The organism is Paenibacillus sp. MER 99-2 (assembly GCF_023714095.1).
Taxonomy (GTDB): domain Bacteria; phylum Bacillota; class Bacilli; order Paenibacillales; family Paenibacillaceae; genus Paenibacillus.
Map to the genome: position 1 here is coordinate 1 of NZ_JAMAUZ010000037.1, position 452 is coordinate 452.

Sequence of the window (452 nt, forward strand, 5' to 3'; positions counted from 1 at the left end):
CAGCAACGTTTATTTGTCGCAGAATACCTGAAGGACCACAACGCCACGCAGGCCGCTATCCGTGCCGGGTACAGCAAGAAGACTGCTGAACAAATTGGCTATCAGCTGCTTCAGAAAACTTCAGTTGCGCAGGCCATTGCGCAGCAGCAGAAAGCATCCATTATGCGCACGCTTGGCAGCGCTGATGAAGTGCTTGAGCAGATGTGGCGGCTGGCAACATTCGACGCCAACCAACTTTCTCAGTATCGCCGCGGGAGCTGCCGTTACTGCTGGGGCTTCGGTCACCAGTATCAATGGCGCGATGCGGTTGAGTTCGAAGAGAAGCTGGCTGAGGCTTTAGCGAAGAAAGGGAAAGAGCCAAACGACAGAGGCGGCTACGGTTACGACCATACCAGCTCGCCTAACCCGAAATGTCCTCGCTGTAATGGTGATGGCATCGGCCAGCCTTTCTT

Annotated in this window: 1 protein-coding gene; it reads left to right on the plus strand. The window is 54.9% G+C overall.

What is annotated here, in order from left to right; translation table 11 throughout:
* The coding region (locus M3636_RS29185) for a terminase small subunit (protein WP_251384757.1) at positions 1–452 on the plus strand (452 nt) is incomplete at both ends.